This window comes from Phenylobacterium sp. (assembly GCF_965229015.1).
Taxonomy (GTDB): Bacteria; Pseudomonadota; Alphaproteobacteria; order Caulobacterales; family Caulobacteraceae; genus Phenylobacterium.
Window position 1 is genome coordinate 1090008 of record NZ_CBDDIM010000002.1, and the last position, 22990, is coordinate 1112997.

Annotated in this window: 28 protein-coding genes; 13 read left to right on the plus strand and 15 right to left on the minus strand. The window is 69.3% G+C overall.

The window, feature by feature from the left end; genetic code table 11:
* Positions 1 to 9 precede the first annotated feature (9 nt).
* Positions 10 to 618, plus strand: a complete 609-nt coding sequence (locus ACO06I_RS21535) for a GNAT family N-acetyltransferase (RefSeq protein WP_421934667.1) — start codon at positions 10 to 12, stop codon at positions 616 to 618.
* 55 nt (positions 619 to 673) lie between these two features.
* On the opposite strand, the gene ACO06I_RS21540 is transcribed toward ACO06I_RS21535, so the two are convergent.
* Both ACO06I_RS21540 and ACO06I_RS21545 read right to left on the minus strand, forming a co-directional pair.
* Complete coding sequence (locus tag ACO06I_RS21540; RefSeq protein ID WP_421934668.1) at positions 674 to 1609, minus strand: SDR family NAD(P)-dependent oxidoreductase; 936 nt, start codon at positions 1607 to 1609, stop codon at positions 674 to 676.
* Between the two features lie 35 nt (positions 1610 to 1644).
* Positions 1645 to 2907 (minus strand): MFS transporter, encoded by a 1263-nt coding sequence (locus ACO06I_RS21545; protein ID WP_421934669.1) that lies wholly within the window; start codon positions 2905 to 2907, stop codon positions 1645 to 1647.
* A gap of 224 nt (positions 2908 to 3131) precedes the next feature.
* On the opposite strand from ACO06I_RS21545, the gene ACO06I_RS21550 reads away from it, so the two are divergent.
* From ACO06I_RS21550 to ACO06I_RS21580, 7 genes are read left to right on the plus strand one after another with little or no spacing between them, the layout of a single operon-like run.
* Complete coding sequence (locus ACO06I_RS21550) at positions 3132 to 3644, plus strand: GNAT family N-acetyltransferase (protein ID WP_421934670.1); 513 nt, start codon at positions 3132 to 3134, stop codon at positions 3642 to 3644.
* Positions 3645 to 3687: 43 nt separating this feature from the next.
* The gene (locus ACO06I_RS21555) at positions 3688 to 4263 is read left to right on the plus strand and encodes a DUF1285 domain-containing protein (RefSeq protein WP_421934671.1); all 576 of its coding nucleotides are present in this window, start codon (positions 3688 to 3690) and stop codon (positions 4261 to 4263) included.
* Positions 4260 to 4904, plus strand: coding sequence for an NUDIX hydrolase (locus ACO06I_RS21560; protein WP_421934672.1), 645 nt, complete (start codon positions 4260 to 4262; stop codon positions 4902 to 4904). The genes ACO06I_RS21555 and ACO06I_RS21560 overlap by 4 nt, the downstream gene beginning before the upstream one ends.
* Positions 4897 to 5175: a hypothetical protein gene (locus tag ACO06I_RS21565; RefSeq protein ID WP_421934673.1), complete on the plus strand. Its 279-nt coding sequence runs from the start codon at positions 4897 to 4899 to the stop codon at positions 5173 to 5175. The genes ACO06I_RS21560 and ACO06I_RS21565 overlap by 8 nt, the downstream gene beginning before the upstream one ends.
* Positions 5172 to 6422, plus strand: a complete 1251-nt coding sequence (locus ACO06I_RS21570) for a CCA tRNA nucleotidyltransferase (protein WP_421934674.1) — start codon at positions 5172 to 5174, stop codon at positions 6420 to 6422. Before ACO06I_RS21565 ends, ACO06I_RS21570 begins: the two co-directional genes overlap by 4 nt.
* Entirely contained in the window at positions 6419 to 7123 is a 705-nt protein-coding gene (locus ACO06I_RS21575) for a glutamine amidotransferase-related protein (protein WP_421934675.1), read from the plus strand. Before ACO06I_RS21570 ends, ACO06I_RS21575 begins: the two co-directional genes overlap by 4 nt.
* Positions 7124 to 7172: 49 nt before the next feature.
* Positions 7173 to 7901, plus strand: a complete 729-nt coding sequence (locus tag ACO06I_RS21580) for an Isoquinoline 1-oxidoreductase subunit (protein ID WP_421934676.1) — start codon at positions 7173 to 7175, stop codon at positions 7899 to 7901.
* Here the strand turns inward: ACO06I_RS21580 and ACO06I_RS21585 are convergent.
* Genes ACO06I_RS21585 through ACO06I_RS21600 form a run of 4 tightly spaced genes read right to left on the minus strand, consistent with a single transcriptional unit; the run spans position 7898 to position 10695 of the window.
* Positions 7898 to 8512 (minus strand): GNAT family N-acetyltransferase, encoded by a 615-nt coding sequence (locus ACO06I_RS21585; RefSeq protein WP_421934677.1) that lies wholly within the window; start codon positions 8510 to 8512, stop codon positions 7898 to 7900. The genes ACO06I_RS21580 and ACO06I_RS21585 overlap by 4 nt on opposite strands.
* Positions 8512 to 9348 carry a polysaccharide deacetylase family protein gene (locus tag ACO06I_RS21590; protein WP_421934678.1) on the minus strand — a complete coding sequence of 279 codons (837 nt, stop codon included), beginning with the start codon at positions 9346 to 9348 and terminating at the stop codon, positions 8512 to 8514. Before ACO06I_RS21590 ends, ACO06I_RS21585 begins: the two co-directional genes overlap by 1 nt.
* 13 nt (positions 9349 to 9361) lie before the next feature.
* A complete protein-coding gene (gene hemF / locus ACO06I_RS21595) occupies positions 9362 to 10240 on the minus strand; it encodes an oxygen-dependent coproporphyrinogen oxidase (RefSeq protein ID WP_421934679.1) in 879 nt (292 codons plus the stop codon).
* Positions 10237 to 10695: a tRNA (cytidine(34)-2'-O)-methyltransferase gene (locus ACO06I_RS21600; protein WP_421934680.1), complete on the minus strand. Its 459-nt coding sequence runs from the start codon at positions 10693 to 10695 to the stop codon at positions 10237 to 10239. Before ACO06I_RS21600 ends, hemF begins: the two co-directional genes overlap by 4 nt.
* Before the next feature lie 202 nt (positions 10696 to 10897).
* Between ACO06I_RS21600 and petA the strand changes: the two genes are divergently transcribed.
* Genes petA through ACO06I_RS21615 form a run of 3 tightly spaced genes read left to right on the plus strand, consistent with a single transcriptional unit; the run spans position 10898 to position 13627 of the window.
* Entirely contained in the window at positions 10898 to 11452 is a 555-nt protein-coding gene (gene petA / locus ACO06I_RS21605; protein WP_421934681.1) for a ubiquinol-cytochrome c reductase iron-sulfur subunit, read from the plus strand.
* 5 nt (positions 11453 to 11457) lie between these two features.
* Entirely contained in the window at positions 11458 to 12777 is a 1320-nt protein-coding gene (locus ACO06I_RS21610; protein WP_421934682.1) for a cytochrome b, read from the plus strand.
* Positions 12778 to 12784: 7 nt separating this feature from the next.
* The gene (locus ACO06I_RS21615; RefSeq protein WP_421934683.1) at positions 12785 to 13627 is read left to right on the plus strand and encodes a cytochrome c1; all 843 of its coding nucleotides are present in this window, start codon (positions 12785 to 12787) and stop codon (positions 13625 to 13627) included.
* Positions 13628 to 13687: 60 nt separating this feature from the next.
* On the opposite strand, the gene ACO06I_RS21620 is transcribed toward ACO06I_RS21615, so the two are convergent.
* A complete protein-coding gene (locus tag ACO06I_RS21620; RefSeq protein WP_421934684.1) occupies positions 13688 to 14452 on the minus strand; it encodes a hypothetical protein in 765 nt (254 codons plus the stop codon).
* Between the two features lie 119 nt (positions 14453 to 14571).
* Here ACO06I_RS21620 and ACO06I_RS21625 point away from each other — a divergent pair, with 119 nt between their 5' ends.
* Positions 14572 to 15039 (plus strand): hypothetical protein, encoded by a 468-nt coding sequence (locus ACO06I_RS21625; RefSeq protein ID WP_421934685.1) that lies wholly within the window; start codon positions 14572 to 14574, stop codon positions 15037 to 15039.
* A 3-nt stretch (positions 15040 to 15042) separates the two neighbouring features.
* On the opposite strand, the gene ACO06I_RS21630 is transcribed toward ACO06I_RS21625, so the two are convergent.
* The 6 genes from ACO06I_RS21630 to ACO06I_RS21655 all read right to left on the minus strand — a co-directional run bounded on the left by ACO06I_RS21630 (position 15043) and on the right by ACO06I_RS21655 (position 20242).
* Entirely contained in the window at positions 15043 to 15723 is a 681-nt protein-coding gene (locus tag ACO06I_RS21630) for a dienelactone hydrolase family protein (protein ID WP_421934686.1), read from the minus strand.
* A 118-nt stretch (positions 15724 to 15841) separates the two neighbouring features.
* Complete coding sequence (locus ACO06I_RS21635) at positions 15842 to 16510, minus strand: dienelactone hydrolase family protein (protein ID WP_421934687.1); 669 nt, start codon at positions 16508 to 16510, stop codon at positions 15842 to 15844.
* 51 nt (positions 16511 to 16561) lie between these two features.
* Positions 16562 to 17659 carry a redox-regulated ATPase YchF gene (gene ychF / locus ACO06I_RS21640; protein ID WP_421934688.1) on the minus strand — a complete coding sequence of 366 codons (1098 nt, stop codon included), beginning with the start codon at positions 17657 to 17659 and terminating at the stop codon, positions 16562 to 16564.
* A 67-nt stretch (positions 17660 to 17726) separates the two neighbouring features.
* A complete protein-coding gene (pth, locus tag ACO06I_RS21645) occupies positions 17727 to 18347 on the minus strand; it encodes an aminoacyl-tRNA hydrolase (protein ID WP_421934689.1) in 621 nt (206 codons plus the stop codon).
* Between the two features lie 98 nt (positions 18348 to 18445).
* A complete protein-coding gene (locus ACO06I_RS21650) occupies positions 18446 to 19069 on the minus strand; it encodes a 50S ribosomal protein L25/general stress protein Ctc (protein WP_421934690.1) in 624 nt (207 codons plus the stop codon).
* 126 nt (positions 19070 to 19195) lie between these two features.
* Positions 19196 to 20242, minus strand: a complete 1047-nt coding sequence (locus ACO06I_RS21655) for a hypothetical protein (RefSeq protein ID WP_421934691.1) — start codon at positions 20240 to 20242, stop codon at positions 19196 to 19198.
* Positions 20243 to 20618: 376 nt separating this feature from the next.
* Between ACO06I_RS21655 and ACO06I_RS21660 the strand changes: the two genes are divergently transcribed.
* Positions 20619 to 21197 (plus strand): hypothetical protein, encoded by a 579-nt coding sequence (locus ACO06I_RS21660; protein WP_421934692.1) that lies wholly within the window; start codon positions 20619 to 20621, stop codon positions 21195 to 21197.
* Positions 21198 to 21213: 16 nt separating this feature from the next.
* Here the strand turns inward: ACO06I_RS21660 and ACO06I_RS21665 are convergent, their stop codons facing one another.
* Both ACO06I_RS21665 and pgeF read right to left on the minus strand, forming a co-directional pair.
* On the minus strand, positions 21214 to 22149 hold the full coding sequence (locus tag ACO06I_RS21665) for a ribose-phosphate pyrophosphokinase (RefSeq protein WP_421934693.1): 936 nt from the start codon (positions 22147 to 22149) through the stop codon (positions 21214 to 21216).
* 76 nt (positions 22150 to 22225) lie between these two features.
* Positions 22226 to 22990 (minus strand): peptidoglycan editing factor PgeF, encoded by a 765-nt coding sequence (gene pgeF, locus ACO06I_RS21670; protein WP_421934694.1) that lies wholly within the window; start codon positions 22988 to 22990, stop codon positions 22226 to 22228.

Below are 22990 nucleotides of genomic sequence, written 5' to 3' on the forward strand. Positions count from 1 at the left end.
GAGAGGTCCATGAGCGCCCCACCGAAGACGGTCCTGGTGGCCACGCCCGAGGAGGAGACCGCGATCCGACAGGCCGTGCGGACCGCCCAGCCGGGCTCCCCCGACAGCGTCCTGGCCGGCCCCGAACATGTGCCGGGCCTGGTGACCCTGCTCAGCGATCCGGCGGTCTCCGGACCCATCTACGACCTGCCCAGGCCCATCAACGCCGAGACTGTGGGCGCCTGGGTCGCCGAGGCGCAGGCCCTGCGCCAGAAGGGGGAGGCGATCCTGTTCGTCTCCCTGGACCCGGCCGGCGAAGTGGCCGGCTATTCCCGCTTCTCGGTGTGGCCCGACCGGTCCTCGGCGGAGATCGTCGGCGGCCGCCGCGCCGATCTGCAGAGCCGGGGTCAGGGCAGTTCCGGCGCGGCGCGGTCCTTCGGCTGGATGTTCGAGGCCCTGGGGGTTCGGCTGGTGGGCCTGACCGCGGCCCTGGACAATGTCCGCTCGGCCCGGGTGATCGAGGCGGCCGGTTTCGTGCGCATGGGGGAGCGTGACAGCGTGCGTCCCGACGGGACCATCCGCAGGTCGCTCTACTGGGAGATGACGCGGGACCAGTGGCGGGCCCTGCACGGGACATGAAAAAGACCCCGGCCTTGCGGCCGGGGTCCTGATCGTCGTGTCGAAACGTCCGCGCCTAGGAGGCGGGCGCCGTGGCCGGGGCCGCGCCTTGGCTCGCCAGCGGCGGGCGGGTGACCGGGTAGAACTTCGGCGCCATCGCGGGAATGGCTTCCTTGATGATGCTGTCGACGGTCCAGCCCTCTTCCTTGGTCACGGTCTCGATGGGCCGCGGCTGCGAATAGAGGGTGATGGTCTCGCCCGAGGAGCCGAAGATCTGGCCCGAGACGCTGGCGGCGGCCGGGGTGATCATGGCCACCGAGAAGCGGGCCGGCTGGTCGGCGCGGATCTTCTCGGCCATCACGGCGCGGCGGGCGGCGGCGGCTTCATCCTTCACCGGCACCGACTGGGTCATGCGGGTCCAGGCGACCGGGGCCACGCAGTTGGAGCGCACGTTGTTGCGGGCGCCTTCCATGGCGATGATGCGCGACAGGCCGGCGATGCCCATCTTGGCCGCGCCGTAATTGGCCTGGCCGATGTTGCCCAGCAGGCCCGAGGTCGAGGTGAAGAACATGTAGGCGCCGTCGTTCTGCTCGCGGAACAGCTCGATGGTGGCGCGGGCCACGTTGAAGGAGCCGCGCATGTGGACGGCGATGACGGAGTCCCATTCAGCCTCGGTCATCTTGTGGAACATCACGTCCCGCAGGATCCCGGCCGGGTTGATCACGGCGTGCAGACCGCCGAATTCCTTCTTGGCCTGTTCGACCATGCCGTAGACGGCGTCGAGGTCGGTGACGCTGTCGGAGTTGGAAACCGCTTCGCCGCCCGCGGCGCGGATTTCCTGGGCGACGGATTCAGCCGGACCGGCCGAGCCTTCGTCTTCGCCCTTCAGGCCACCGCCCAAATCGTTGACGACAACCTTCGCGCCTTCCTGCGCGGCGATCAGAGCGCAATCGCGGCCGATACCGTTGCCGCCGCCCGTAACAAGAACAACTTTGCCTGAAAGAGCACCCATGAACCAATCTCCCTGAAATATTAATTCGGGAACTGTTATTCGAGCCGGTCAGCCTTGCGCAAGTCTGGAAACAGTTTCGCCCAGAGCCCGGTGACGATCAAAGCCCCGACCCCGCCGAAGATCGCACCCCCCACGGGGCCGAAGAACCGGGCCACGACGCCGCTCTCGAACTCCCCCAATTCGTTGGACGCCCCGATGAACAGGGAGGAGACCGCCGCCACCCGGCCGCGCATGTGGTCGGGGGTGACGATCTGCACCAGGGTCTGGCGGACATAGACGCTGAGCATGTCCGCGCCGCCCAGCACGGCGAGCGCCGCCACCGACAGGGGCAGGGATTTCGACAGGCCAAAGACGATGGTGGCCGCCCCGAACACCGCCACCCCGGCGAACATGGTGATCCCCGCCTTCTGGCGGATCGGCCGGCTGGCCAGGACGACGGCCACCAGGGTGGCGCCGATGGCCGGTCCCGCCCGCAGAATCCCGAAGCCGCTGGGGCCGACGTGCAGCACGTCCCGGGCGAACACCGGCAGCAGGGCCGTGGCGCCCCCCAGCAGGACGGCGAACAGGTCGAGCGAGATGGCCCCGAAGACGATCTTGTTGGTCCAGGTATAGACCAGCCCCTCCTTGATCAGGGCCCAGCGGGAGCCGGCCTGGACGATGGGCTGGGTGACCCCGCGGATCAGGAAGACGCAGAGGAAGGCCAGGACGTAGAGGACGGTGGTCACCGAATAGGAGAGGCCCGTGGAGTGGGTCAGCAGCAGCCCGCCCATCGCCGGCCCCAGAATCGAGCCCCCCTGCCAGGCGAGCGAATTCCAGGCGATGGCCCGCGGCAGCAGGCTGCGGGGCACCAGCATGGGGCCCAGCGCCGTGGAGGAGGGGCCCATGAAGGCGCGGCTGGCCCCGAACAGACCCGACAGCAGCAGCAGCAGGGGAATGCTGGCGAAATCGTAGATGGAGGCGAGCGCAAGGGTGAGGGCCGTGCCGATCTCGCCGACGTAGCAGATCAGCAGCACCTTGCGCCGGTCGTGACGGTCGGCGGTCTCCCCGGCGAAGGGCGAGAGGAACAGCACCGGCACGAAGGCGGCGAGGCCGATCAGGCCCACATAGAAGGCCGACTGCTTCACATCCATGGTCTCGCGGGCCACGGCGTACATCTGCCAGCCCAGGGCCACGCTCTGGATCTGCACCCCCAGGGTGGCGGCCACGCGGGCGGTCCAGAACAGCATGAAGTCGCGGCGCTTGATCAGCTCGCGGATGGTTGTGGGTTCGGCCGCGCCGTCGGAGGGAGTCGTTGTCATGGGCGGGCGACCTTGCGGCGCCGCGCCCCACCCCGCAACGCGCGATTGACGCCGGCGACGCATGGCCCTATGCGCCGCGTCGCGTTGAACCCTTTTCCGGGCCGAGGTCATGCGACGACTGCGACGAACCGGGCGCGCCCGCCGCGCCGAATAGAACCGCCCGCCGGCCGGCGCATTCGTGCGTGGCGGCGAGATCGCCGCTCATCGCACAAGACCAGACGCCCATGACCCTTCCCGCCGCCAAGGCGCCGACCCTCAAGCTCGAACAGCCCCAGGACGGTCCCGCCGTGGACGCCCTGCTGGACCATGCCTTCGGGCCCGGACGCTACACCAAGGTCTCCGAGCGCGTCCGCGAGGTGGCCGAGTTCCGCCCCGACCTGTCCTTCTGCGCCTGGGACGGCGGCCGGCTGGTGGGGTGCGTGCGCATGACCCGCGTGCGCATCGGCGCCGATGAGGCCGTCTTCCTCGGGCCGTTGGCGGTCCAGGCCGAGGTGCGCAAGTACGGCACCGGCGGCCTGCTGGTGCAGCGGGCCTGCGCGGCGGCCCAGGCCGCGGGCTTCTCGGCGGTGCTGCTGGTGGGGGACGAACCCTATTTCAGCCGCTTCGGCTTTTCGGCCGCCCCGGCCAGGGATGTGCGCCTGCCCGGACCGGTGGATCAGCGCCGCGTACTGGTTCGCGCCCTGCGTGAGGGGGGGGGCGAGGGGCTGGCGGGGCCGGTCGGCGCGCCGCTTCCCTAGCGTCCCGCTTGAGGCGGGGCGTGGCGCACCCTACCTTCACCGCATGACCGACGCGCCCAGCAAGCCCAGCCTCGAAGGCGTGATCGCCGCCGCCAAACAGGCGCCGGGCCGCGGCCTGCCGCCCGTGCACCTGTGGAACCCCACCCACTGCGGCGATATCGACATCGTCATCAGGAAGGACGGGCTGTGGTTCCACGAGGGCACGCCCATCGGCCGCGAGGCCCTGGTGCGGCTGTTCTCCACCGTCCTGCGCAAGGATCCCGACGGCTTCCACCTGGTGACCCCGGTGGAGAAGATGAGGATCACCGTCGAGGACGCCCCCTTCATCGCCGTGCGCGTGGACAGGGTGGGCGACGCCCTGAAATTCCTCACCAATGTCGGCGACGAGGTCGAGGCCGGGCCGGAGAACGAGATCCGCGTGGAGATGGACCCCGCCACCGGCGAGCCGCGCCCCTACCTGCACGTCCGCCGCGGCCTGGAGGCCCTGATCGCCCGCCCGGTCTTCTACGAGCTGGTGGAGTTGTCCGAGGAGCGGCAGACGCCGGAGGGGCCCCGCCTGGGGGTCGCCTCCAACGGCGCCTGGTTCCCGGTCGGACCGGCGGGGGCCCATCGTCTGTGAGTCCGCACCGCGCGACCGCCGAGACACGCGACTGGATCGTCCGTCACCTCGACCCCCTGGAGGAGCGCGAGCCCGTGGCCGGGGGCGCCGCCTCGGACTTCGACCTGTCTGGCCCCTACGGGACGCCCCAGGCCGATCTGACCCCGGCCTCGGTGCTGGTGGCCCTGATCGAGCGGGAGAGCTCCTATTCGGTGCTGCTGACCCGGCGCTCCGACACCCTTCGCCGCCATACCGGCCAGATCGCCCTGCCGGGGGGACGCCGCGATCCCGGCGAGACGCCCTGGGGCACGGCCCTGCGGGAGGCGCATGAGGAGGTGGGGCTGCGCCCCGACTTCGTGACCCTGGCGGGACTGTCCTCACCGTATGTCACCGGCACCGGCTACCTGATCACCCCGGTGGTGGGCTTCGTACGCCACGGATTCACGCTCGAGCCCAATCCCGACGAGGTGGCCGACATCTTCGAGACCCCCTTCGGTTTCCTCATGGACCCGGCCAATCACGAGGAACATGAGCGCGAGGCGCCGACGGGGGAAAAGCGTAGGTTCTACGCCATGACCCACGACGACCGCTTCATCTGGGGAGCCACGGCCGGCGTCCTGCGGGCGCTGTACGAGCGGCTCTACGGCGCGGCCGTTGCTTGAGGTCTTCGCCACGCGGGCCCTGCTGGTGGCCCTGCCCTTCGGTCTCTGGTTCCTCTGGCGGGAGGTCGCGCGGCGCTCGGGCCGGGAGATGGGCTCCACCCCCTGGGCCTGGCTGTTCGCCGCCGGGGCGATGCTGTTGGGGCTTTCTCTGATGGCCACGGCGGTGTTCCATGGCGATAATCGCGGCGAGGTCTATGTGCCCGCCGAATTGTTGCAGGACGGGCGCGTGACGCCCGGCCATTTTGAAAAGAGAGCGCCCAAGACGCCATGACCGAAAGTATCGGCCAAAGGCCCTGGATGAAGACCCCCGGCGCCGTCGCGGTGATGGATGCGCTGGAGGCGCGCGGCTTCTCCGGCTGCGCCCGCTATGTCGGGGGCTGCGTGCGCAACGCTCTGCTGAACCGGCCGGTCGAGGACATCGACATCGCCACCACCTTGACGCCGGACCAGGTCACCGAGGCCCTGAACGACGCCGGGATCAGGGCGGTGCCCACCGGGGTCGAGCACGGCACCATCACCGCGGTGGCCGACGGCCAGCCCTTCGAGATCACCACCCTGCGCCGGGACGTCTCCACCGACGGCCGCCGCGCCGTGGTGGCCTTCACCCAGGACTGGAGCGAGGACGCCCAGCGCCGGGACTTCACCCTGAACGCGGTCTATGCCGACCGCGACGGGACGCTGTTTGATCCCACCGGCCGCGGGGTCGAGGACGGCAAGGCCGGGCGGATCGTCTTCGTGGGCGACGCCATGACCCGCATCCGCGAGGACTATCTGCGCATCCTGCGCTTCTTCCGGTTCCTGGCCTGGTACGGCAAGGGCGAGGCCGACGAGAAGGCGCTCGCCGCCTGCAAAGCCCTGAAGGAGACCCTGTCGGGGCGCCCGGCCGAGCGCACCGCCAAGGAGCTCACCAAGCTGCTGGCCGCCGAGGAGCCGCGCCCGGCGCTCGCCCTGATGGCCAAGGCCGGGGTGCTGGGCGCCGTCCTGCCCTGCGCCACGGACCTGGCCGCCTTCAACATGCTGGTGGAGATCGAGACCGACCAGCTGTTCGAGAACGATCCCATCCTGCGCCTGGCCACCCTGATCCCCGAGGACCAGGTGGGCGCCGCCCAGATCGCCGAGCGCCTGCGCCTGTCCAACGAGGTCCGCGACCGTCTGGTGGCGGCCATGGGCAAGACCCCGCGCATCACCAGCTGGATGAGCCCCCGGGAGACCCGGCGGGCGGTCTACGCCATCGGCCTGCGGGCCTTCACCGACCGGGTGAAGCTGGCCTGGGCCAAGTCCGGCCGCACCGCGGCCACCCACCAGTGGCGGGGCCTGCTGGCGCTGGCCGAGAGCTGGTCGCCGCCGACCTTCCCGCTCACCGGGGACGACGTGATCCATTCCGGCGTGCCCAAGGGCCCGATGGTGGGCCAGGTGCTGCGCGAGGTGGAGGACTGGTGGGTCGACCACGACTTCCTCGACGACAAGTTCTCCGCCATCGAGAAGCTGAAGGCAGTGGCCCAGGGCATGGCCTATTGAGGCTGGGTATCCTGGAGACCGGCGCCCCGCCCCCCGGCGTCGACCAGTTCGGCGACTATCCCGCCATGTTCCGCGCCCTGCTGGGGCCGCGGACGCACGACTACACGACCTTCGACGTCCAGGCCGGCGAGCTGCCCGCCAGCGCCGAGGCCTGCGAGGCCTATATCGTCACCGGCTCCTCGGCCGGGGTCTATGACCCGCTGCCCTGGATCGCGCCCCTGTCGGACTTCCTGCGGGCGGCCAGGGGGACGCCGATGGTGGGGATCTGCTTCGGTCACCAGATCATGGCCCAGGCCTTCGGCGGCAAGGTGATCAAGTCCCCCAAGGGCTGGGGCGTCGGCCTGCATCGCTACGAGGTCCAGGCGCCTCAGGCCTGGATGGACGCCCCTCGTCTGACCATCCCCGCCTCCCACCAGGACCAGGTGGTGGAGGCGCCGCCCGCGGCCACCGTCCTGGCCGGCAGCGCCTTCACGCCGCTGGGCATGCTGGCCTATGACGACCATCCGGCCATCTCCCTGCAGCTGCATCCGGAGTTCGAGCCCGCCTACGCCCGGGCCCTGATCGAGGCGCGGCGGGGGACCCGCTACACCGACGAGGAGGCCGACCGGGCGATCCTCTCCTTCGAGCAGCCCGACGACCGGTCCCGGGTGGGCGGCTGGATCGCCCGCTTCCTGGCGCAGGCAACGCTTAGCCGGCCCTGACGTTCTGGACTGCGGCGCGTCTCCCCCGCGCCGGCCCAGGAAGCCCCCCATGCGCCACGCCAGCGCCCTCGTTCTCGCCCTCGTCGGCGCGGCCGGTCTCGCCGCCGCCACCTTTGGCGCCCAGGCCCAGACCGCCCCCAGCCAGACCGCGGCCGCGGTCCTGGCGGAGATGGCGCAGCGGACCTCCCTCAAGCCTGCCGCCGCCTTCAACCGCATCGCCGACAAGAACGCCCGCTCCGTCGCCCTCTTCCAGGAGGCCGGCAAGGTGATCACCCACCCGCGCTGTTCCAACTGCCACCCGGTGGACCGTCCCGTGCAGGGCGACGACCGCCACCCGCACATGCCGGTGGTCTCCCGCGGCCCGGACGGGCATGGGGAAGGGCTGCAGTGCGCCTCCTGCCACACCGCCAAGAACGTCTGGGTGGGCGGGACCCACATCGTCACCATCCCGGGCAATCCCAAGTGGGGGCTGGCCCCCGCCGAGATGGCCTGGCAGGGCAAGTCGCTGGGGGAGATCTGCGCCCAGCTCAAGGATCCGGCCCGCAACGGCGGCCGGACCCTGACCCAGATCCAGGAGCACATGGCCCATGACGAGCTGGTGGCCTGGGGCTGGAACCCGGGCCTCGGCCGCACCGCCGCCCCCGGGACCCAGGCGCAGCTCGGCGAGCTGATCCAGGCCTGGATCGACACCGGCGCCAAGTGCCCCTCTCCAGGCGGCGTGAAGGTGCCGAGCCGCGACGTGAAGGCCGCGGCCGGGGCGATGAAGCCGGCCGTCTAGGCTAGCTCCCGCACCATCCAGATCGTCCCCGGCGTCGGCTGCGCCTCGAAGCGGCGGAAGCCGTAGATGTCGTAGAAGCGTTGGGCGCGGGTGTTGGCCTCGCTGACGCCAAGGTGGACGCCGGGCGCGCCGGCGGCCTTCGCGGCCCCCAGCCAGGTGTCGATCAGGCTCCGGCCCAGGCCCTGGCCCTGCAGATGGGGCAGCAGGTTGATGTGCAGGTGGGCCGGGTAGGGGGCCACCAGGCTGTCGGGCGCGATGGCCGGCTTGTGGAACAGGCGCTCCAGGTGCTGGTCCGGCGTTCGTTCAGCCCACGGAACCCCTTGTGGATCGCGGTGCGCGGCCCGCAGCATCGGCCACCAGCGGGCCTCCAGCAGGGCCTCGAAGCCCCGGGTGTCGGCGGTTCCGACGATATAGCCCGCCACCGCCCCGTCATCCTCCACCACGAAGGCGAGATCCGGGGCCAGCCGGCCGTAGGGGGCGGCGTAGATGGCGCCCAGCAGGTGTCCGTCGCGGTAGAGGCCGGTGGCGTCCTGGCCGCTGTCCCCGGTCCTCAGGCAGACCTCGTAGAGGCCGTCGAGGTCCGCCGGGGTGAAGGGGCGGATCTGGGCCATCAGGCGGCCTGGCGCTGCAGGTCGCGCAGGGGGCGGAAGCTGATCAGCCGGGCGCCGGCGGCCTCCACCTCCGCCTTCAGGGTCGGGTCCAGCAGGCAGGCGCGGTCCTTGATGCGGATCTCGGCGTGGGTCCTGTCGTAGGACCGCAGTTCGGGACCGTCCTCCACCGGATGCAGGTAGATTTCGGTCACGCCCGGCCGCAGGCGCGCCAGGCTGTCGGCGAACACCTCGCGGGCCGGCAGGCCCCACAGGCTGACGAAGTGGTCGGGATAGACCCGTCCCGCCGCGCTCGCCTGGGCCCGGCCCGGGAAACCCAGCTGACGTTCGGCCCCGGTCCCGAACATCCGCATCGGCAGATCGTACGCCGCCGCCAGCTCCACGAAGAGGGCGAAGTAGCGCGGGTCGATCTGCATCGTGCCCATGTGGGCGTCCAGGTGGGTAACGTCGACGCCCCAAGCCAGGGCCTGGTCGATCTGGGCCCGGCACTCGGCGGCCACGTCCTCCAGGCGCGCCTGGGCCCAGACCGCTTCGGCGGTGGCGGGCATGTAGCCCTGGTCGTCGTGCAGGGAGGCCGCCCCGGTCAGCGAGCGCCAGCGATAACCGGGATGTTCCGCCGTGAGCGTCAGGTGCACCCCGAGGTCCGCGCCGGCGCAGCGCTCCAGGCCGTCCAGGGCCCAGGGGCAGGGGACCATCAGGGTGGCGCTGGTGGCGATCCCGAAGGCGAAGGCCTCGGCGGTGGCGCGGTTGGCGGCCTCGCTGGAACCCAGGTCGTCGCAGTTGACGATCAGCAGTCGCTCATCGGCTCCGTACCCCAGGCGTTCGGCGAGGCTGGGCACGGGCGTCTCCGGGTCAGAGCCAGGCTGCCAGGGGCGGCATGGAGGACAGGATGGTGTCGATATTGCCGCCGGCCTTGAGACCGAACATCGTGCCTCGGTCGTAGAGCAGGTTGAACTCCACGTAGCGGCCACGACGGACCAGCTGCTCCATCCGGTCCTGCTCGGTCCAGGGCTCGCTCATCCGGTGGCGCACAATCTTGGGATAGACCTCCAGGAAGGCCTCGCCCACGGCGCGGGTGAAGGCGAAGTCCTTCTCGAAGTCGCCGGAATTGTGCCGGTCGTAGAAGATGCCGCCGACCCCGCGGGTCTCCTTGCGGTGCGGCAGGTAGAAATATTCGTCGCACCAGGCCTTGTACTTGCCGTGCCACTCCGGATCGAAGGCGTCGCAGGCCTCCTTCATGGCGGTGTGGAAGAGGACCGCGTCGTCGGCCTCCTGGCTGCGCTGCTCGTCCACCATGGGGGTCAGGTCGGCCCCGCCGCCGAACCAGCTCTCGGCGGTCGAGAGGAAGCGGGTGTTCATGTGGACGGTGGGCACCCGCGGCGAGCGCGGATGGATGATCAGGCTGATGCTGGCCGAGACATAGGAGGGGTCCTTGTCGGCGCCGGGCATCTGGGCGGCCATCTCCGGCGAGAAGCGGCTCGTCGCCGCCGAGGTGTGGACCCCGGCCTTCTCGAACAGCCGGCCCTTGAAGTGGCCGCCGATCCCGCCGCCCACGCCGGTCTCCCGGGTCCAGGGGCGCGCGTCGAATCGGCCGGGCTCCTCGGGATAGAGTTCGGGCGGGGCCTCCTCCTCCAGCTGCTCCAGCTCGGCGAAGATCCGCAATTGCAGGTCTTCGAACCATTCCTGGGCGCGGGCGCGGCGGTCTTGGATCTCGGGCGGCAGGCTCGTCATGCGGCTGGCTTAGGAAATTGACCGGTCTGGCGCAACGCCTCCGAAAGACCGATCGCCGCCGAGACCGTGACATTCAGCGACCGCATGCCCGGCATGAGCGGAATATAAACCCGCGCGTCGGCGCTCTCGTGAACGGCGTCGGGAACGCCGGCGCTTTCGCGCCCGAACAGCAGCACATCGTCGGGCCGGAAGACGAAGTCGCCGAGGGGGCAAGCGCCCTTGGTTGTGAACAGAACGATCCTTCCGGGCTTATTTTGCGCAAATTCGGCCCATCCGGCGTGCCGCGTCACTTCGCCCGGCTCGCCGTAATCCAGGGCCGCGCGGCGGATCGCGCGGTCGGAAAGCGGGAAGCCACAGGGCTCTATGACGTGGACTCCGACCCCCAGACAGGCGCCAAGACGGAGGGCCGCCCCAAGGTTTTGCGGAATGTCCGGTTGAAAAAGCGCCAGCAGCATTCTAAGCGATCCAGCCTACGGGATTGGCCGGGGCTAGGCGCGAATCACGGGAGGGGGCGACCGCAATGCGCGATCGCTGTTCCTTCCGGCAATTCGACCTGCTCCAGCATAGGATTCCGAGAGGCCCTTACCAGAACGTCTGGCAGGGTCGAAGACGGGTCTCGGCGCAAAGCCGCGGCCGCAAACGAAGGGTAGCTTTAAGGTGGCCGACACCGTCGTGGGCGCAAATCCCGATCCTCATGCCTCGGGCGAAGACCCGAACCGGCGTGATTTCATTCACATCGCCGCGGCCGTCATGGCCGTGGGCGCGGTTGGGGCGTTGGCCTGGCCGTTCATCGACCAGATGAACCCGGCCGGCGACACCCTCGCCCTCGCCTCGGTGGAATTCGACCTGACAAAGGTCGAAGCCGGCCAGCAGGTCACCATCAAGTGGCGCGGCAAGCCGCTGTTCATCCGCAATCGGACCGGGGCGGAAATCGCCGCGGCCATCAAGGATGACCACGCCGACCTGCGCGATCCGCAGACCGACGAGGAACGCCACAAGCCGGGCAAGGCCCAGTGGCTGATCCTGGTGGGCACCTGCACGCACCTGGGTTGCGTGCCGACCTTCGGGGGCGGTGACTACGGCGGCTGGTTCTGCCCGTGCCACGGCTCGCACTACGACACCTCCGGTCGAATCCGGAAAGGTCCCGCGCCGAAGAACCTGGCGGTGCCGGACTACGCCTTCCTGTCGGACACCAAGGTCAAGGTGGGCTGAGGACGATGAGCGGACATTCAAACTACGAGCCGAAGACCGGCTTCGAGCGCTGGCTCGACACTCGCCTGCCGATCGTGCGCCTGGCGTACGACAGCGTGATCGACTTCCCGACCCCGAAGAACCTGAACTACTGGTGGACCTTCGGCGGCATCCTGGCGGTCTGCCTGGGCATCCAGATCGTGACCGGCATCGTGCTGGCCATGCACTACGTGCCGCACGTGGACTACGCCTTCAATTCCGTCGAGCGCATCATGCGCGACGTGAACTACGGCTGGCTGGTGCGCTACATGCACTCCAACGGGGCCTCGATGTTCTTCATCGCGGTCTACATCCACATGTTCCGCGGCCTCTACTACGGGTCCTACAAGGCCCCGCGCGAAGTGCTGTGGATCCTCGGCTGCGTGATCTACCTGCTGATGATGGCCACGGCCTTCATGGGCTACGTCCTGCCCTGGGGCCAGATGAGCTTCCACGGCGCGGTGGTGATCACCAACCTGTTCGGCGCCCTGCCGATCGTCGGCCCGTCCATCACCACCTGGCTGTGGGGCGGCTTCGCGGTGGATGACCCGACGCTGAACCGCTTCTTCTCGCTGCACTACCTGCTGCCGTTCATGATCGCCGGCGTGGTGATCCTGCACATCTGGGCGCTGCACGTGCCCGGCAACGGCAACCCCACCGGCGTGAACGTGAAGTCCAAGGAGGACACCGTTCCCTTCCACCCGTACTACACGGTGAAGGACGGCTTCGCGATTTCGATCTTCCTGCTGATGTTCGCGGCCTTCGTCTTCTTCATCCCCAACGCGCTCGGCGACGCGGTGAACTATGTTCCCGCCAACCCGCTGGTGACCCCGGCCCACATCGTTCCGGAATGGTACTTCCTGCCGTTCTACGCGATCCTGCGGGCGGTGCCGGACAAGCTGATGGGCGTGCTGATGATGTTCGGCGCCATCGCCATGCTGTTCGTCCTGCCCTGGCTCGACACCTCCAAGGTGCGCTCCATGCGCTACCGGCCGACGGCGAAGCTCTACTTCGGCATCTTCGTCCTGGCCTGCCTGGTGCTGGGCTTCTGCGGCGGGCGCCTGCCCGACGACCAGATCATCCCGAACCTGTCGACCTTCCAGCTCCTGGACGCCGACGTAAACTCGATGGTCTGGCTCTCCCGGGTCGCGGCGGCCTACTACTTCGCCTACTTCCTGATCGTGCTGCCGATCCTGGGCCTCACCGAGACCCCGCTGCCCCAGCCGGAGTCGATCTCCGCGCCGGTGCTGTCGCATCCCGCCAACGCGCCCGCCGGCGCCGCGGCTTCGCCTGAAAAGAGGGGTTGAGCCTCAGATGCTGCGCAAAGGTTTCATTCTCGCGGCGCTCGGGTTCGCTTTCGTCGCGGGTCCGTCGCTCGCGGCGACCGCCCCTGAAGAGCCCAAGGACGTCCACTGGAGCTTCGAGGGCCCGTTCGGCAAGTTCGACCAGGCCCAGGTCCAGCGGGGCTACAAGGTCTATCGGGAGGTCTGCTCGGCCTGCCACTCGATGAACCTGATGGCCTTCCGCAATCTCGGTCAGAAGAACGGTCCGTTCTTCGACGAGAAGTACCCGAACCCGAACGACAACCCGACGGTCAAGGCGATCGCCAAGGACTATCAGGTCAACGACATCGACTCCGAGACCGGTGACGTCGTCCAGCGCCCGGGCACCTCGGCCGATAAGTTCCCCAACCCGTTCCCCAACGAGGCCGCCGCGCGCGCCTCGAACGGCGGCGCCTATCCGCCCGACCTCTCGGTGATGACCAAGGCCCGGGAAGAGGGACCGCAGTACGTCTACTCGATCCTGACGGGTTATGTGGCGACCCCGGCCGGCCTCGAAGTCCCGGCGGGCAAGCACTACAATCCCTACATGGCGGGCGACCTGTCGGCCTTCTACAAGGGCAAGGGCCACGCGCCGAAGGGCGGCTTCATCGCCATGCCCCCGCCCCTGGAAGACGGCAAGGTCACCTTCGACGACGGCTCCAAGTCCACCGTGGACCAACAGGCCAAGGACGTCGTGGCCTTCCTGGCCTGGGCCTCGGAGCCCAAGCAGACCGAGCGCAAGCAGTTCGGCGTCGCGGCCATGATCTACCTGCTGGTGTTCGCGGGCCTGCTGTTCGTCAGCTACCGCCGCATCTGGCGCAACGTCGCCCACTAGGGCGTCGGCCGCCGCGAGACGACCCGAGGGCCCCGGCGCAAGCCGGGGCCCTTTCTCGTGTCAGGGCCGCCCCAGCAGCAGGCGGCCGCGGGCCAGGTCGAACCTCAGTCGCCAGCGGGACAGGATCGGCGCGCCCACCGCCCCCACCGCCCCCTCGACGGGCGGCGCTAGCCCCGCCGGCAGGTTCTCGAACAGCGCCCCGGCCAGGGACAGGGCCCGCAGGCGCGCCCGGCGCGCGCCATAGGGCGCCACATCCTCTGCCTTGGCCCCTGGGACGCTCGCCAGGGCCGCATCGAGGCGGACGGCGCCGTCCAGGCCCGTCGAGACCACAAAGCCGCCCAGGGCCGTCCTGGGGCCGTCGGCCACAGCGGCGTCCACCACCGGCGCGCCGCCCGCCAGTCGCAGACGCAGGGACCTTTCGGCCCGGAACCGGGGCGCGCGGCCTGCGGGCCAGATCTCCACCCGGCAGGGGGCGAAGTCGACATCCACCACCCGGCCCGCCAGCACGTCGGCGCCGATCACCCCGGCGATCGGGGTGGGGAAGGCGTAGGTGCGGGCGTCCAGATCGGCAACGACCACCGGCCGGTCGGCCCGCCGCAGCCCGCCCACACGCACCTCGGCGCGGAAGGCGGGGGGCAGGCCCTCCATCTGGGCCCGGGTCTCGTGCAACTGGGTGACCGGGCTCCCGGTGTCGAGGATGTAGTCGCCGGCGATCCCGGCGACGCTGGCCGGGACCACGATCACCCCGTGCTCGTACCAGCAGGCTGCCGCCTGGGCGGGCGCCGGGGCGAGCCAGAGAGCGGTGAGGGCGAGGAGGCGCTTCAACGGCGGTTCCCGGGAGGGCAGGGGCCCTGCGACCATAGCCAAGCGCGGCCGCCTCGGCGATAAATGCGCGATGCCTGTTCCGACGCCTGTCCGTCTGCCCGCCGCGCGAAGCGTCTAGGATGGCCTTCACCAAGGCCTGGCGCGACTTCAAGCGCATGCAGGACGTGGCGGTCGCCGCCTCGGCCCTGATCTATGCCGGGGCCGTGGTCCACGCCTTCAGCGTCCTGCCGGGCGGGGTGGGGCTCATCGCCCGCCACGCCCTGCTCTGGCCGGCCGGCGCGGCCCTGGCCAGCTTCGCCCTGCCGCTGCTGTTCCTGCCCCTGCGGCGGAGCCTCGCCCGCTATGTCTGGATGAGTTTCATGGCGGGCTTCGGCCAGACCGCGGTCTCGGTGCTCACCGGGGTCGGGCTGCTGATCGCCGCGGCCAGCTTCATCTACTGGCAGGTGGCTGCGGTGGCCGCGGGCGGCCACTATCCCACCGCCGTCTTCGCGGGCTACGCCGCCGGCATCGGCATCCTGGCGGCCCAGTCGCGTCTGGTCCGCTGGCTCGAACGTGACCCCGACGCCCGCAGGCGGATCGAGGCCTAGACCCTACATCTCCCCGCGCCCGCCGCCGTTGTTCATGAACAGCTGCAGGGTGCGCAGGCGGGCCAGCCGGGCGGCGTCGGGGTGATAGTCGGCGCGCCGGTCGGAGACGAAGCCGTGGCCGGCGTCATAGACGTGGACCGGGATGTCGGGATGGGCGTCGCGGATCTCCTCGACCTTCTCCATCGGGATGGAGGCGTCGTGACGGCCGAAGTGCAGGATGGTGGGGACCTTCGGGGTCTCGTCCACAAGTTCGCTGATCCGCCGGCCATAGAAGGCCGAGGCCGCCGAGATTCCCGTGCAGCGGCAGGCCGCCAGCCAGGTCGCCGCCCCGCCCCAGCAGAAGCCGGTGACGAAGACGGCAGGCGCCAGGGCGTCGATGGCCGCCTGGAGGTCGCCGGCCACCTGGTCCCAGGGGGTCTCGGTGGAATACCTCACCCCCTTGGCGATGGCGTCCTGGCTATAGTCGGCCTCGAAGCCCGGCTCGAGGCGGTCGTAGAAGCTGGGGGCGATCACCTCGTAGCCGTCCTCGGCGAAGCCGTCGGCCAGTTCGCGGATGTGGTCGGTGACCCCGAAGATCTCCTGGATCAGCACCAGTCCGCCCCGCCGCGCGTCGGCCACCGGGGCGTGATAGGCGGCCAGCTCGAAACCGTCGAACTTGCTGGTCAGGCGGATCGTCTCGCCCACGGCGCTAGACCCTTTCCAGTTCAGGTGGCTTCACCTGAACTGGATAAAAAGGGTCTATCTTCTTAAGGTTAGAGCGTGACGGGCGCTTCAACCGGCGTCCACTTGAAGCTGTCACGCTCTAGGCCCCGGCGAAGAGGTCGAGGGTCCGCTGGCGGGCGAGGTCGGCGCTCGCCTGGTTCAGCCGCTCGGGATCCTCGTTGTTGAAGCCGTGGCCGGCGTCCTCGTAGATGTAGACCGCCACGCTCGGATTGTGCGCCTGGACGGCGGCCTTGACGTCGTCGGCGGGGATGCCGGCGTCCTTGCGGCCTAGGTGCAGGATGACGGGGCACTTCGGGGTCTTGTCGGCGTTGGCCTGGACCAGGCTGCCATAATAGCTCGAGCCGGCGGAAAAGCCGTCGAGCTGGCAGACGGCCAGCCAGGTGAGCGACCCGCCGTAGCAGTAGCCCACCACGAACACCTTGCCGGCGTCAGCCAGGGCCGCGCGGCAGGCGTCGACGTCGGAGAGCGCCTGGTCCAGCGGGGTGGCCCGCGCATGGGTGACCCCGGCGGTCAGGCCCGCCGGATCGTGGCCGGCGGTGAAGCCCGGCTCGCGGCGGTCGTAGAGGGAGGGGGCTATGGCCTCGTAGCCGAGGTCGGCCCAGCGGTCGACGTCGCGGACGATGTGCTCGTCGATCCCGAAGATCTCCTGGATCACCACCACCCCGCCCTTGCGCGCGCCCTCGGGCGCGGCGCGATAGACCGAGAACTCGAAGCCGTCGGCTCCCTTCAGCTTGGAAAACTCACCCATCTTGTCCCTCCCTTGATTGCCGACATAGCTAGGGGAGGCGGGGGCGAAGGGCTAGACGTTGAAGCGGAAGTTCAGCACGTCGCCGTCGCGGACGACGTATTCCTTGCCTTCCTGGCGGAACTTCCCGGCCTCGCGGGCCCCGGCTTCGCCCTTGAGACCGACATAGTCCTCATAGGCGATGGTCTCGGCGCGGATGAAGCCCTTCTCGAAGTCGGTGTGGATCACGCCAGCCGCCTGCGGGGCGGTGTCGCCCTTGTGGATCGTCCAGGCGCGGGCCTCCTTGGGGCCGACCGTGAAATAGGTCTGCAGGCCCAGCAGGTGGTAGGCCTCGCGGATCAGCTTGTTGAGGCCGGGCTCGCTGAGGCCCAGGGTCTCCAGGAATTCGGCGCGCTCGCCGGCGTCCAGCATGGCGATCTCGCTCTCGATCTGGGCGGAGATGGCCACGTGGTCGGCGCCGTCGCGGGCGGCGCGCTCGGCCACCAGCCTGGACATGTCGTTGCCCTCGGCGGCGGAGGCCTCATCGACATTGGAGACATAGAGGGCGGGCTTGGAGGTCAAGAGCTGCAGCATGCGCCAGGCCTTGTCGTCCTCGGCCGGCACCACCGCCTTGCGGGCCGGGCGGCCGGCGTTCAGCTCGGTCAGGGCCAGCTGCACCAGGCGCAGGGTCGTGGCGCTTTCCTTGTCGCCGGCCTTGGCCCGCTTCTCGAGGTTGCTGACCCGCTTCTCCAGGCTCTCCAGGTCGGCCAGCATAAGTTCGGTCTCGATGGTCTCCAGGTCGGAGAGCGGATCGACCTTGCCCTCCACGTGGGTGATGTCGTCGTCGATGAAGCAGCGGGCGACGAAGGCCACGGCGTCGCAATCTCGGATATTGGCCAGGAACTGGTTGCCCAGGCCTTCGCCCTTCGAGGCGCCGCGCACCAGGCCGGCGATGTCGACGAAGTTGATCCGCGCGGGGATGATCTCCTTGGACGGAATGACGGCGGCCAGGGCCTCCAGGCGCGGCTCGGGCACCGCCACGTCGCCGGTGTTGGGCTCGATGGTGCAGAAGGGATAGTTGGCCGCCTGGGCCGACGCGGTCTGGGTCAGCGCGTTGAACAGGGTCGATTTGCCGACGTTGGGCAGGCCGACGATCGCGACTTTCAGGGCCATGGGGAGTCCGATTTCCTAAACGAGGGCGCGACCTAGCACGTCTGCCGGCGCCGCCCAACACTGGTGACTAGTCGCCGCGGCTGCGGGCCTGGCGGGTGTCGCCCTTGTCGGCGGGGGCCAGGCGCAGCACCTCGGTCTGGTACTTGTCGTCCTCGCCTGCCGCCAGCAGGGGAGCGGCCTCGGCCACGGCCTTCAGCAGGTCGATGACCCAGGGGTGCTCCACCTTGTGGAAGTCCGACAGCACGTGGCCCTGGACCTTCTCGGGGTGTCCGGGGTGGCCGACGCCGAGCCGGGCGCGGCGGAAGTCCGGGCCGATATGGGCGGTCACCGAGCGGACCCCGTTATTGCCCGCCGCCCCACCGCCGGTCTTCATCCGGAAGCGGCCGGGGGCCAGGTCGATCTCGTCATAGAACAGCACCACGTCGGCGGGGGTCGCCTTGTAGAACTTCATCGCCGCGGCCACCGCGCGGCCGCTCTCGTTGTAGAAGGTCTGCGGCTTGAGGATCAGGGCCTTGACCGGCCCGGCCGGCGTGTCGATCTCGCCCTCGCGGGCGAGGCCCGAGAACTTCGCGCGCTCGGGGCCGAACCCCCAGCGCTTGGCGATCTCGTCGACGGCGATGAAGCCGATGTTGTGGCGGTTCTTGGCGTATTGGGCGCCGGGATTGCCCTGGCCGGCGAGGATCAGCATGGGCCCTCTGCTCTAAGCTCCGGGCGGCGACGGCTCGCCGTCGCGACCGCCTCTCCGTGCGGGAGAGGCGGGTGGCCCCCCGAAGGGGGCCGTTCGACCTAGACGGTGGTGGTGGCCGCGGCGGCGGCGGCGTCGTCGGTGGCGGCGTCAGCCGAGGCCGAGGCGGAGGAGCCGGCCAGGGTGGCGACGACGAAGTCGCGGTCCACGCCCGGCTTGACGCCTTCCGGCAGGGTGAAGGCCGACATGCGGATGGTGTCGCCGATTTCCAGACCGGTGAGGTCGAAGATCAGTTCTTCCGGGATGTGGTCGGCGGGGCAGGCCAGCTCGACGTCGTGGCGCACGATGTTGAGCGTGCCGCCCTTCTTGAGGCCCGGAGAGGCTTCGTGATTCTTGAAGTGCACCGGCACGTTGATCTTGATCAGCTGGTGCTCGTCGACGCGGTACAGGTCGAAGTGCACCGGCTCGTCGTTGACGGGGTGCATGTCGACGGCCTTGGCGATGACCGGCTGGGTCTCGTCGCCGTACTTCAGGGTCACCAGGTGGCCGAGAAGCTTGCCGGTGTGGAGCGCCTTGCGGAACTCGTTGGCCTTCACGGCGATGGCGACCGGATCCTTGGCGCCGCCGTACAGCACGCCGGGGACCATGCCCGCGCGGCGGGTTTCGCGCGCGCCACCCGTGCCCGTACGATCGCGCACTTCAACATTCAGAATGATATCGGCCATGGCCTTGCCTCAAAACGAAACCGCCGCGCGAAAGTCCCGCGCGGCGACGGACGACCCTCCCGGGGTCGAAAGGTGGGCGTAAATACACAAATCGCCCGCCCGTGGCAACGGGCGGGCGCAGATGTTTTAGCGCTTCTTGCTGGCGGCCTTGGTCGGCGTCTTCACCGGGGTCACCTTGTAGCCGGTGTCGCCGTCGGCGACCTTGATCTGCGGAATGAACCTCGCCTCGTAGGGTTCGGTGTTCCCCGAGGCCTTAATCACGCAGCGGCCGGTGTCCATCATGATGTGCTGGCCCAGGCAGAAGACGTCCTCGTAGTGCGGCTTGGAGACCGCCAGGCACTGATAGAGGTTCAGCTTGGCCATGTTCATGCAGAAGGCGACGTTGGGCTCGGCCATCACCGCCATCAGGGTGTCGACATTGGCGTCGCCGCCTTCGCCCAGGGCGGCGAGCGCGGCCACGGCCATGCCGCGGATCACGATGGGGCTGTAGGGCGGGGTGGCCGGTTCGGCCGTGAGGCCGAGCGGCGCGGCGCCCAGGGCGGCCTGCTGCAGGCGCGCGGTCTCGTTCAGGTCGCCCACCACCGGGGTCGCCGAGAGGGTCTTGGCCTGGGACAGGCGAAGCTCGCGGTTGACGACGTCGGACTTGGACCACTTCTGCTTCTGGATGTCGTAGGCCGACTGCTTGACCGCCTTGCCGGCGTCATAGAGCTGCTGGCCCTCGCCGCCCAGGGCGGCCTTCACCAGGCCCGCGGCGCTGGCCGAGCCGGAGATGGCCACGACATAGGCCGGGTCCTTCAGGATGGCGGCCACCACTTCGCGGCGCTGGTCGGCGTTGACGGCGTAGGTGCGGACGCCGGCCAGGAAGGCGGGATCCTGCAGAGCGACGACGGCGGCATAGGCCGTGGCGCCGCGCTGGAGTTGCTTGGGCTCATAGGAGGCGCCGATCGTCACCGCCTTGGCGATGCTGTCGCCGTCGGCGAAGTCGGGCGTGATCGCGCTCACATGGCTCATGTAATAGTGATAGGCGGCCGCCTGCTCGATGAGCTTGGGCGACAGGCTCACCGCCGGCGGCGGCGGAGCCGGCGGGGGAGGCGCAGGCTGCGAACAGGCCGACAGCAGGGCCGCGAAGGCGAGGGCGGCGAGCGTGCCGGTCACGCGAATGGCAGAGGTCATCCTGAAGCTTCCCCAGAAGATAAGCGCGCGACACTAACACAAATGCGCGGGCGACAATGTGACCGCAGCTTCTTAACCCTTGTTAACCAAGCTTGGCCGTTTGCTAGGGGCGCGGAGCAAGTCCCGTGCCGGAGGTCCGCGGGGGCGCGCCCATATGAGATAAGTCGACAAGGCGACAGTATTGTTTCCGTCAAGCCCGGTGTTCGACGAACATTCTACGCGAGTTATTTTATAGTATAGCTAATAAATCAATAAATTTTTCGGAACATATGAAGTTCGCCTGCATTTCCGATGCAACAAGTTTGTATAGCGGCGCGAATATGGCTCGACTCTGAGTTTTATTTTCCTTGCGTCACAACAACTCGAGGGAAATGCAATGAATTATCTTTCCAACATCATGTGTATTGCTGCGCTTGGCCTGTCCGCCGGCGGTTGCGCGACCCATGAGGTCGCCAAGCTGGAGGCGCGCACGACCCTGGCCGCCGCGCCCGCCATCCTGCCCGCCGCCGCCGCCAGCGAGGCCCAGGCGTCGATGGCGTGGGGCGACCGCTGGACCGCCGCCAACCTGTTCGAACGTTCCGTGGAGGGGCGCGCGACCGCCTTGAGCCGCTTCAACCTGGCGTCCGCCTATCAACGGACCGGGCGTCTCGACGAGGCCGCGGCCAACTACCGGGTCGTCACCGAAATCGGCAAGTACCAGTGGGCCTCGACGGTCCGCGACAACGCTCATCAGAAGGTCAATGTGCGACGCTTCAACCTGGCCGACGAGTCGGCCCGCAGGCTGGCCCGTCTCGGCCGTCCGGTGTCCTACGCCGCCCTGGCGAACCAAGGCGCGCTGTCGGCGACGGACGTGGGCGTCCAGGCTTCGGCCACCGTTGGCGGCGTCTCGGGCCGTATTCCGGATCAACGGGCCATCGAGCTGGACGCCGCGGCCGAGGCCGCGACCGGGCTGTAGGCTCGCGACCGCGTCGTCAGTCGAAGAGCTTCGACACCGACTCTTCGTTGGCGATGCGGCGGATGGCCTCGCCCAGCAATTTGTCGCAGCTGACATAGCGCAGCTTGGACTTGTCGCTGGCGCGGTCGGGGGCGGCGATGGAGTCGGTCATCACCAGCTCCTTCAGGATCGAGGCGTTGACCCTGTCGATGGCCGCGCCCGACAGCACCCCATGGGTGACATAGGCCGAGACCTCGGTGGCCCCGCCGTCCACCAGGGCCTGGGCGGCGTTGCACAGGGTGCCGCCGCCGTCGATGATGTCGTCGAACAGGATGCAGCGGCGGCCCGAGACATCACCGATGATGTTGGCCACCTCGCTCTTGCCCGGACCGGAGCGGCGCTTGTCGACGATGGCCAGCTCGGCGTTCAGGCGGCTGGCGACGGCGAGCGCCCGGACCACCCCGCCCACGTCGGGGGAGACGATCATCAGCTCGTTGGTCTTCTCGTAGTTTTCCTTGATGTCGGCGGCCAGCAGGGGCGCCGAGAGCAGGTTGTCGGTGGGGATGTCGAAGAAGCCCTGGATCTGGCCGGAGTGCAGATCCATCGTCAGCACCCGGTCGGCGCCGGCGCGCTCGATCAGGTTGGAGACCAGCTTGGCGGAGATCGGCGTGCGGCCGCCGGTCTTCCGGTCCTGCCGGGCGTAGCCGAAATAGGGCATAACGGCGGTGATCCGCTTGGCCGAGGCGCGTTTCAGCGCGTCGATGCAGATCAGCAGCTCCATCAGGTTGTCGTTGGTGGGGTAGCTGGTGGACTGCAGCACGAAGACGTCCTCGCCGCGGACGTTCTCGTCGATGGTCACCCAGACCTCGTTGTCGGCGAACCGCTTCACCTGCGCCTTGGTCAGGGGCAGGTCGAGATGGGAGGCCACGGCCTCGGCGAGCGCTCGATTGGAGTTGCCAGCCAGCAGCTTCATCAAAGTCCCCGCAATGTCTCGCCAGATGCGCGGGCTTGTAGCAGGCGGATCGCCAGCGGCAAGGCCCGGCGGTGATTCAATCGAGGCTTATGGCCGAGAGCAGGCGCCCGAAGTCGGATTCCCCACGTTTGAAGGCCCGGCGGTTGGAAAAGAACAGGTCCTCCTCGGCGCAGGTGTCGCGCCCGATCCACGCGGCCCTCCCGACGCCGGCGGCCTCGAGGCGCGAGACCACGAAGCCCGGCAGGTCGAACATCCGCTTCTCGGGCGACTCGCCGGGGGCGAAGAACCGGTGGTGGTCGGCATCGGCGGCGAGGAACCGCTCCAGGAACTCCAGCCCCACCTCGTAGGAGGCCGGCCCGATGCAGGGCCCCACCACCGCCACGAGGCGCGACGGCTCGGCGCCCAGCCCCGTCATGGCGTTCACCGTGGCCTCGGCGATCCCGGTCAGGGCGCCCTTCCAGCCGGCGTGGGCGGCGGCCACCACGCGGGCCTGCGGGTCGGCGATCAGGATGGGCGCGCAGTCGGCGGCCAGCGCCCCGCACAGGATCCCGGAGGCTTTGGTGGCCACCGCGTCCCCCTGCGGCCGCTCGTCTCCCCAGGGTCGGTCGGCCACCAGGGCCGTGGCCGAATGGATCTGGTAGCAGGTGGAGAGCGCCCCCACCGGCAGGCCCAGGTGGCCGGCCGCGCGGCGGCGGTTCTCCGCCACGTCGGCCGGCTCGTCGGAGGAGCCGCGCCCGACGTTCAGGCTCTCATAGATGCCGGTGGAGACCCCGCCCTGGCGGGTGAAAAAGCCGTGGCGGACGCCGGGCAGGTCCAGCAGCGGCGAGGTCAGCACATTCAT